Here is a 9,335-nt window from a genome sequence, read left to right on the forward strand (position 1 = left end):
AAGGAGGGCAATTCCCGTGGCCGCCAAGTTTTTCTGGTTTCTCCCCACCAACGGCGACAGTCGTTCCATCGTGGGCGCCTCACATGCGTCATCGCATCACACCATTCCGGCGGGGTATCGGGAGCCGAGCCTGCGATATCTCGGCGAAATCGCCCGTGCGGCCGACCGGCTGGGCTTTGAGGGCGTGCTGACCCCGACGGGCACCTGGTGCGAGGATGCGTGGCTGACCGCGTCGGCACTACTGGAGCAGACCGAGCGCCTGAAATTCTTGGTGGCGTTCCGGCCCGGGCTCGTCCCACCGACGCTTGCCGCGCAGCAGGCGGCCACATTCCAGCGATTCTCGGGTGGGCGTCTGCTGCTGAACGTCGTCAGCGGAGGCGACGATGCCGAGCAACGTCGCTTCGGCGACTGGCTCACTCACGATGAGCGCTATGAGCGCACCGGTGAATTCCTGCAGATCGTCCGGGATATCTGGAAGGGCGAACCCGTCGACTACTCGGGTAAGCACTACACCGTGACCGATGCGCGGGTGTCGGAGCCGCCGACGCCGTTGCCGCAGTTGTATTTCGGCGGGTCCTCCCCGGCGGCACTGCCGATCGCGGCTGATCATGTCGATGTCTACCTGACCTGGGGTGAGCCGCCCGCCGCGGCCGCCGCCAAGATCCAGGCGGTGCGGGCACTGGCGAAGGAGCGTGGCCGCACCCTGCGATTCGGCATCCGGCTGCACACCATCACCCGGGACACCTCCGAGGCGGCATGGGCCGTCGCCGATTCACTGGTCGCCGAGCTGACCCCAGACCAGGTCGCCGCGGCCACCGCGCTGCATGCGAAGTCGGAGTCCGAAGGGCAGCGGCGCATGACGGCGTTGCACGGTGGGCGGCTCGACAAGCTGGAGATCTATCCGAACCTGTGGGCGGGAGTCGGATTGGTGCGCGGCGGTGCGGGCACGGCGTTGGTCGGCAGCCACGAAGAGGTCGCCAATCTGATCTCCGAGTATCACGCGCTTGGGTTCGACGAGTTCATCCTGTCCGGGTACCCGCACTTGGAAGAGGCGTACTGGTTTGCCGAGGGTGTGCTTCCGCTGCTCAAGAAGCGGGGAGCGCTGGCGGCTTAGCTCAAATGGGCGCTCTCATCGTCAAGATCGTTGCGCTGCAATCCCATTGGTGTTGACATCGGTATGTCGCCACCCGCGATGACCTGACGGGTAATGGGGGTGAGGGTGCGAAAGAGCGTCTCCACCTCGGCGTTCGTGAGCGCATCGAGCGTCGGTAGTGCGGCCCGGTCGGTACGGTCCTCGATATCGGTCTTCAGGGCGTGGCCCTCGGCGGTCAATAGGCCGGCGCCGTCGAGTAGACCGCGTTGAGAAAGGGCCTGCTCGATATCGGCCCACTCGGCGTCGTCATAGTCCCGAGTGCGCATGATGTGGTCCTTGGCCGCCCTGCCTGCCGCGACCTGCAACACATTCGACTCGCGACCATTGATGCCGGCGGCGACCAGGACAGCGATGTGGGCGTCACCACGCTGCTCGCGTAGCAGGGTGGCGGCATGCCACAGTGCCGCCACGGGTTCGTCCGGCCACGGGACGGTGGACAGTGCGGCATACAGCGGGCGACCTGCCAACGAGGCATTGCGGGCTGCCTTCCCGAGTAAATCGGCAGCGGTGCATAGATTTTCGTCATCCGCGAGGCCAAAGCGTCGCAGCGCTGCGACGGCACCGGCTTGCCGCGCGGCCAGAGCCTGTTCGGGACTCGCGGTATCCCATGCGCCGTCGAGGGACTTGGCTACCCGGAATGATGCGAAGTTGTAGAAGACGGCCTCGACGAGGCGCGGCACCACTGCACCCAGCGGAGCCGATCGGGTAGCGAAGTACCCTCGCCAGAATCCGCGGTAGCCAAGCTCATCGACGGCGGCACGGGCTTCCGCTGTGAAGTAGGTGATTCCGTGTACCGGCTCAAACCGTTCGTAGAGGCGACGGGCGAGGGCAGGGGGACGTGCCATGAGCCCAGTGAACCACGGGAATCTTTAGACCGGTGCGGCTGTCGGTCGGTGATCGTAGGGTGGGGACATGGGATTGAGTTTGGAAGAACGACAGGCATTTCTGGCCGAGCCCCATGTGGCTGCCATCTCGGTGAGCGCCGGGTCGGACCGTGCTCCGCTAACCGTGCCGATCTGGTACTACTACACCTCTGGCGGCGATCTGTGGATTCCGACGGGCAAGGGTTCGCGTAAGCATCAGCTGATCGAGGCGGCAGGTCGGTTGACGCTCATGGTCGATCGGGAACAACCGACGGTGCGCTACGTGAGCGTGGAGGGGCCGGTGACCAAGATCGAGCCGCTCGGCCACGACCAGCATCGGCAGGTGGCCGCGCGATACATACCGGAGGAGCTGCTCGACGGGTACCTCAAGTACTCGGAGGGGTACGGGGAGCAGATCGCGGTCTATGTCTCGCCGGAGCATTGGCTTTCGGCGGACCTCGGCGGCCCCGAGAACTGGGGCTAGCGCCCGGTTGGTTACGGATTTAGTTTTGGGCTGGCATCGGGAAGTTCTCGGTGCCCGGATCACCGGCCGGTATGACGGGCAGCGTGAGCGTGGATGGATGCGCCGCATCATGCAGGATCGTCTGCGTCGCGGTGCGTAGCTCGGCGTTCTGTCCGAACGGTGCTCCCGTATTTGGGTTGGGCGCGTACTGGGGGAAGTCGCTGCTGGAAATCTCCAGCCGGATGCGCTCGCCGGTGCGGAACTGGTAGCTCACCGGCCATACATCGATGCGGTACTTACTCGGCTGGCCCGCCGGGACGAGGTGCCGCTCGGACAGCGATTGCGCCATTGAGGTGCGGACGATGCCGTTGTTGAGGTTGATGGCAGCGCCATCGACCCGAACGACAACGAGTTTCGCGGTGAAATCGGTGTCCGGTGCTGAGGATGCCGCCCACAGATCGACACTGATCGGACCGGTGACCTCGGTGTCGGCGGTGAGTGGCTCGCTGGTGTACGTCAGCACATCGGGACGCTGCTCGACGACGTTCTGGCCATAGCGACCTTCTGGTGCCGAATCGGCGGCGCAACAAGAGTGCCCACCGGCGCTCGGTACCGGATTCGCGGGGTCGTAGACGTAGGTATCGGGCGGGTCGTGAGGCGAAACCGAGTTACCAAGTGTGCCAACATGTTTTGCTCCGGAGCCGCCGAGCTGATACACCGTCCAATCCGTTTGTGGCAGTGGCCAGGTCGGGGCGGTCTTCCAACGGTTGGCGCCCATCAGGTAGTAGTCGACGCGGGGTGTTCCGGAAGTGACGCCATTGTCGGCGCCCTTGAGGAAGTGGTCGAACCATGCCAGCTGTAGTTCATTGACGGGGCTGTTGGCACCGGCCCCCAACTCCTTCAACAGTGTTGATGGACTTGATGATTCGCGGCCCCAGGCGAGGTGGTCCCACGGACCGATGACGATGCGCTGATCGCGGCGCGCCTCGGGTGACCCGCCGCGGGCGGCCATACCTGTGAAGTTCTCCAGGCCGCCACGTAGGAACGAGTCGTACCAGCCCTCGAAGTGCAGCACCGGAACCTTCACCTTCTCGTACCGGTCTCTGATGCTCCACTGCTTCCAGTAGTCATCGCGGGTCGAATGCCGGATCCAGTCGAAATACCACGGTGCGACCTGAGGATTGTCCGGCTGCATGGGTGGAAGATCTTTGTATGGAAGGAAACTGAGCCAGCGACTCCGCTCTGTGGCTGCAGTCTTGAGTTGTTGGACTGCAGCGTCATCGCCACGGTTCTGCGCCGCGGAGGTGGCGATGGTTTCTATAGCCCACGGCAGCGCAAAGCCCAGCCGGAACGCGCCGCCCTCGTACGTCCAGCCGTCGTAGTAGTCGGAGGCGGTATTGGAGGGGACGATGGTTGTCAGGTGCGGGGGAGTTGTGGTGGCGGCGAGCCACTGTGTCGCACCGACATACGAGGAGCCGTACATTCCGACCTTGCCGCTGGAACCGGGTAGTCCGGCCGCCCACTCCACGGTGTCGTAACCGTCGTCGCCGTCATTGCCGAACTCGGTGAACACCCCGTCGGAAGCACCCTGGCCGCGAATGTCTTGCACCACTACGAGATAGCAGTGCGAGGCGAACCAGTCGGGGGTGCGGAACCGTGACGGTTTGACCTGTGCGCTGTCTTTGCCGTACTGAGTGCGCATCAGGATGACCGGCACGGGGTCCTTGAGCTTGGGGCGATAGACGTCGGCGCGCAAGACCGTGCCATCGCGCATGGCCGCCGGCACATCGGACTTCTTGGCGACAGCGCATGGGCCGCGGCCCCCCGACGGGGGCCAGGAGTTCTGAGGCGAGCCGGTAGGGCTGCATGCGCTGAGGACGAGGCCGACGGCGACTACGAGCATTCCGAGACGACTGGCCGAACCTGCGATCACCCCGCCAGGGTATAGCGACCTTCGTACTGTTCTTGCGCCGGAGCTGGACCGCCGCATACCTCAACACCGCTGCGGCGGCCTAGCGGACTGCTCTTAGACCAGTGCCGGCGCCTCGTCCTGCTGCGTGAGATCGTCGAGGAACTCGGCGGTGACGGAGCTGGCTGCTCCGCCGAAGGTGGCGGACGACAGCGGGTCCAAGATCTGCAGGATGCGCAGGTGCTCCCCCCAGCACGGCATCAAACCGGCCAACGGAGCGTGGGCGGCCGGCTTCTCCTCCGTGCGCAGTGCGCAGACCACGGTCAGCTGTGGAGCATCGACGGTCCCGGTCAGCTCAAGAGCTGTCCAGCGCTCAGAGAGCGGGGCACTCCAGACGCTCGCGAGGGTCTGAGTCAGGTCGCCATTCACCGTGGCACGGTAGGCGGCCAGGTATCCGTGGTCGTCGGTGACGGCGCGCGACCCTTCCTTTACCTGTGCGGGCAGCGGTGCGTTCGGATTCTCCGCGGCGCTGACCTGCCAACCCAGTTCACGCAGGTGATCGGACAGTCGGCGTCCCACCGTATCGGCGGTCTCGCGCAAGGGGACTCGTGAAGAACGCGCCTGTAGGGCGGCGAGGTTTTCGGCGGCGCTCAGGGTCAGGCTCACCCAGATCTTGCCCTCGACGCCATCGATATCGGCGGTGGTGACCCGGATCGACGAGCATCGCACGCCATAGCGATCCAGATACCCGGCGAGGAGTCCGACCGGCACATCCTCACCGGACGCGGGCGCCTTGAGCTCAAGGGCCACGGTGGTACGCGCGTCAACGCCGGAAGGGACGATCTGCGCGATACCCGCGGGGGTCCGGCGAGAGAGCCTGCGGGTCAGCATCTTCGTCCACCGTCCGAGCATCTCGGTAAGGAAGGTGCCACGCCACCACACCAGCAGCACCAGCGCGAGCACCCCGGCGGTGATGGCGATCCAGCGGTCGGCCGGGTCCCGGCGGTAGAGCGCGAACGCACCCGCCGCGACCAGCGTCGCCACCAGGGTCAGCCGCAGCGTGCACGGCACCGGTGGTCGATACAGCTTCAGTTTCCTACTCGTATTCGTGCTCACTCAGTGCTCTCCTGTCTGCGACGCGCACTCAGCGCGGCGACGACGATTACCGCGATCAGGCATGTACCGGCGCCCAAGAAAGCGAGTCGCCGGGGAAGGGGATTTTCGGGGATGGGTGCGGGCGGTGGGACGACCGCGCGAGCGCTGGGGCCGGTGGGTCCGCCCTCCTCTGGGGGAACCTCCCAGGTGAGCGCGGCTACCGGGTCGATCGTTCCGGCCCCCACGAGATTGGAGGGAGACCGACCCGCGTCACGAGCGGTTCTTTTCAGACGCGAAATCACCTGGCTTGCCGTCAGTTCGGGGAACCTGCTGCGAACCAGCGCCGCGACACCCGAAACGTATGCCGCCGAATAGCTCGTTCCGTAGAGGGGGACCGGCTTACCGTCCTGGCCGATCATTCCGTTGGCCAACCCGCCCTCGGCGTCGTTGGACAGCGATGTCACGTTCTCGCCGGATGCCGCAATACCCACCCATGGGCCGGCCATCGTGAACTTCGAGGGACTGCCGTCGATTGCGACAGAGCCCACCGACAACACATAGGGCTGCCACCACGAGGGCACCGAAACAGACTCCACCCCAGACCAATTCCTGGGGTCCGCACCGGCGCCGGTGAGCGGATTCTGCTGGCAGTTGGCGCCGCCGCCACTGGTGTTACCGGCCGCGGCGACTACGACCGCGTCCTTCTCACTGACGGCGTACCGCAGCGCCGCACCTAGTGCGGCTTGGTCGATGGGCTTGGCCGCCGGAACGCAGACACGCGACGAAATGTTGATCACGCGTGCCCCGAGGTTCGCGGCGTGCACGATTGCCCGGGCCAAGGTGTTGACGAAGTTGTTGGCTTCGCTGGTGGTTGGATCACCCCCGGTGACGCGCGGGGAGAACTTGGCGGACGACTGGCGGATCGAGATCAGCTTGGCCGCCGGTGCGACACCGGAGAATCCGTCTGGGCCGGGTTGGGCACCGATGATGCCGGCGACCATAGTCCCGTGGCCGTCACAGTCGGTCAGGCCGTTGGTCGACTGCACGTAGTCACCGCCCGGCTCAACATGCAGCCGCGGGCTCGGCTGTACGCCGGTGTCGATGACGACGATGCTCTGACCCTCACCGTGGGAGAAGCGCCAAGCCTCCTGGAGCTCCTGTGAAGGCTTTCCAGCCGTACCTGTGCCCGGGAGCAGCACGGTGGTACTGCACGCGGCGGACTGCATGCCGGCGCTGGCGCTGGGGGCCGAGTCTCGGGGCAGCGCAGCGGGATCCGCCTCGGGAGGCGCAACCGCGTACACCGGGGGAATCGTCGTCGCCATCAGGGTGGCGGCGACGGCGCCCACGCACAAAAACCGCATCATCGGTTGAGAATCCAGGCGAACAGCCCGGTGAGGTACGCGATGACCGGCAACAACGAGGCGTCGATTCCGGAGGCGAAAAAGCCGAGGATCCGTCGACTGGGCAGCGAGTAGCTTTCCGCCTCACCGATCTTCGGGTTGAACACCACGACCGTCAGCGCGGCAACCAGCACGGCCAGCACGCCGAGCGCAACCAGTGCGCCGGTGTAACGACCGGCGATGGCGAAGATCACCAGCAGTGCGGTCGTCACCAGGAACGGAACTGCCAGCAGCCAGGCCTTGCAGACCGCTGAATCCCACACCCGCGCCCGCAGTGCCGCTCCGGCGCTCACCGCGAACACCAGGTACCAGGCCCACGGGCTGGCCAGAGTCGAACCGCCCACCAGTGCCAGCGATCCCAGGATTGCCAGAAGTGAAGCACCCGCGATAAATCCACTCTGATGCGAATCGCTCAGCTGTACGCGTCGCGGCAGGTCCTTGAGTACCGACATCGCCGGGGCGGAAGGAGTCGCGTCACCCGGTGCCGGAATGGTCGGCAGCGGGAATCGGGCGGCGAACGCCGACAGCTGTGCGGCACGCACGGTGACCAGCAGCGCCACGATGATCAGGCCGGAGCCCAGGGCGAGCAAGGAAGAATGCCACAGGATCTGGGCGCCCGCAGCGCCTGCGATACCGATGGACAGCACCGTCGTTGCGGTGAAAAAGGCGATCAGCTGACGGGCCACGATCAGGTAGATCAGCGACCACGCCGCCACTCCGGCCGCTCCGAGGAGCACACGCGGCGCCAGTCCATCCCCGGGCACGGCCAGCGCAAGTGCGGCGGCAATGGGTGCCAGGGCGGTGATCGCCAATTCCGCACCCAGACGCGGTGAGCGCACGTGTGCCACCAATGCCCCGATCGCGGCGGCAACCGCGACCACTGCCAGCCCGGCAAGGCTCAAAACCGATCCGGTGCGCACGTTGTGCACGATGGCCAGAACCGTTGCCGCCACGATCAATCCGAGGGCGCCGAAACGGGTGGTGCGGGCGATGTGCTCGGCGCCCCAGGGGCGCTTACGCGATTCGGAGAAAATAACGGCGGCGTCGGCGATGTCCTCGACGATGCCGGGTGCAGCAGGTCCGACGGGGGTTGGTCGCAGCGTCAACAGATCGCCGTCGAGGACGCCCACGGTGTCCAGAGTCGCGTCGGCACTGAACGGGGCGCCGTTCACCGGCGCCAGGCTCAGCCGCTGTGGGGTCGTGGCCTCGGTGGCTGTGTGGCTGTCGGGGGCCACCAAACGGTGTATCGCGGGAATGATGTCGCGCATCGGCAGCTGCGTTGGAAGCGCGATCTCGGTCAGCTTTTCTTCACCGAGCACGGCTACCCGGACGATGGGCATCACGGCGTTGTCAGACATGGTGTTTCGTTTGACTCTCTCGGTAGGGGGTTGGGCCCAAAGGGATTGGGCACATTGGGATTGGGCACAGTTGGATCGAACACAGTGGGGATCTGGAAGGGGGCAGCATCAGTGGAAGTCTCGAGTCAGGCGGGCATCCGGAAACCAGTGCCCGTCCGAGAGCGTGGCCATCAACTGGTCGACGGCCACCGCGATCGCGAACGGGGTTCCGGGTGCGAAGGTTGACAGCCAGACGCCGTCATCGGCGCGACGCGGGCTGACGAGGATGCGTCCAGTGCTGGTGTCCACCACACTGATACCCACCTCAGAGGTCTGCTGGGTTGCGTTATCGCGTTGTCCGGCAACTACTTCTACATAGTTCCGGGCTCCGATGAACGCCGATTCCACTACCGGCTGCGCGGCGGGCGGGACACCCAGGTATCCCATGACATCGGCCAGTGAGGCGCCAGAGCGCAGCTGCTCGTCGGCCTTGGCGCCGACTTGGGTGGGCAAGGTGAACTCGGGGAACCGCGCAGGTTCGCGCCATCGCAGCCCCGCCACCACACTGGGGACCAGCGCGGAGGAGTCGTCGGCGTCGACCACCGTGAAGGTAATCAGATGGGCGTTGCGTAGGGACACCACAGTCAGTCCGCGGCCCTGTGACTGTCTCCGCGCGATAATGCCGCGCATCACGTCCGGATTCTCCGAACCTGCCGCGACATAACGCAGTTCCAGCCAACGGTCGGGGCGGCACACGGTGCGGATCCAGCCGGCTACGGCAGGATCCACCGCCCCGTCCGCTCCAAGGACGCCGGCTCTGGTGAGTTCCTGGACGCGCTGAGCGTTGAATCCCGCGCGCTGTGCTTCATCCCGGAAGGGAACGGTGATCGCCAGCACCCAAGGAAAGGTGCCAGCGCCCAACGTGTCTGCGAGGAACCAGGCCTGGTCGACCGTCAGCTCGACGGCGTCCGGCGACCGAAGGGCCTGGTTCATCGCACGATCAGGTGCAGGAGCACCAAGGGCGTTTATGCGCCCCATTTGGCTCCTTCGGCCATGTCGCGGGCGTTCATGGACAGGGTGTTGGTTTCGTGGGTGTTGCCCATGGCGCGGTAGGC

General features: G+C 65.7%; 8 protein-coding genes and 1 pseudogene. 2 read left to right on the plus strand and 7 right to left on the minus strand.

Annotated elements, in window-relative coordinates; translation table 11 throughout:
• The first annotated feature begins 16 nt into the window (after positions 1 to 16).
• Positions 17 to 1,114 carry an LLM class flavin-dependent oxidoreductase gene (locus tag AB0H22_RS18515; RefSeq protein WP_180751290.1) on the plus strand — a complete coding sequence of 366 codons (1,098 nt, stop codon included), beginning with the start codon at positions 17 to 19 and terminating at the stop codon, positions 1,112 to 1,114.
• Here AB0H22_RS18515 and AB0H22_RS18520 read toward each other — a convergent pair.
• Positions 1,111 to 1,998 carry a hypothetical protein gene (locus AB0H22_RS18520; protein WP_358147941.1) on the minus strand — a complete coding sequence of 296 codons (888 nt, stop codon included), beginning with the start codon at positions 1,996 to 1,998 and terminating at the stop codon, positions 1,111 to 1,113. The two genes, AB0H22_RS18515 and AB0H22_RS18520, sit on opposite strands and share 4 nt — an antisense overlap.
• 67 nt (positions 1,999 to 2,065) lie before the next feature.
• Here AB0H22_RS18520 and AB0H22_RS18525 point away from each other — a divergent pair, with 67 nt between their 5' ends.
• On the plus strand, positions 2,066 to 2,500 hold the full coding sequence (locus tag AB0H22_RS18525; RefSeq protein ID WP_180751288.1) for a pyridoxamine 5'-phosphate oxidase family protein: 435 nt from the start codon (positions 2,066 to 2,068) through the stop codon (positions 2,498 to 2,500).
• A 19-nt stretch (positions 2,501 to 2,519) separates the two neighbouring features.
• On the opposite strand, the gene AB0H22_RS18530 is transcribed toward AB0H22_RS18525, so the two are convergent.
• From AB0H22_RS18530 to AB0H22_RS18555, 6 genes and pseudogenes are all read right to left on the minus strand, one after another.
• Entirely contained in the window at positions 2,520 to 4,382 is a 1,863-nt protein-coding gene (locus AB0H22_RS18530) for a CocE/NonD family hydrolase (protein ID WP_358147999.1), read from the minus strand.
• A 123-nt stretch (positions 4,383 to 4,505) separates the two neighbouring features.
• On the minus strand, positions 4,506 to 5,504 hold the full coding sequence (gene eccE / locus AB0H22_RS18535; protein WP_358147943.1) for a type VII secretion protein EccE: 999 nt from the start codon (positions 5,502 to 5,504) through the stop codon (positions 4,506 to 4,508).
• Entirely contained in the window at positions 5,501 to 6,805 is a 1,305-nt protein-coding gene (gene mycP / locus AB0H22_RS18540; protein WP_255486034.1) for a type VII secretion-associated serine protease mycosin, read from the minus strand. Before mycP ends, eccE begins: the two co-directional genes overlap by 4 nt.
• 38 nt (positions 6,806 to 6,843) lie before the next feature.
• Positions 6,844 to 8,241 (minus strand): type VII secretion integral membrane protein EccD, encoded by a 1,398-nt coding sequence (gene eccD, locus AB0H22_RS18545; protein WP_358147946.1) that lies wholly within the window; start codon positions 8,239 to 8,241, stop codon positions 6,844 to 6,846.
• Between the two features lie 108 nt (positions 8,242 to 8,349).
• Positions 8,350 to 9,213, minus strand: a complete 864-nt coding sequence (locus AB0H22_RS18550) for an ESX secretion-associated protein EspG (protein WP_358148001.1) — start codon at positions 9,211 to 9,213, stop codon at positions 8,350 to 8,352.
• 32 nt (positions 9,214 to 9,245) lie between these two features.
• A pseudogene (locus AB0H22_RS18555) lies at positions 9,246 to 9,335 on the minus strand (WXG100 family type VII secretion target); the annotation flags it as partial.

It is taken from the genome of Mycobacterium sp. NPDC050853, assembly GCF_040653875.1.
Lineage (GTDB): Bacteria > Actinomycetota > Actinomycetes > Mycobacteriales > Mycobacteriaceae > Mycobacterium.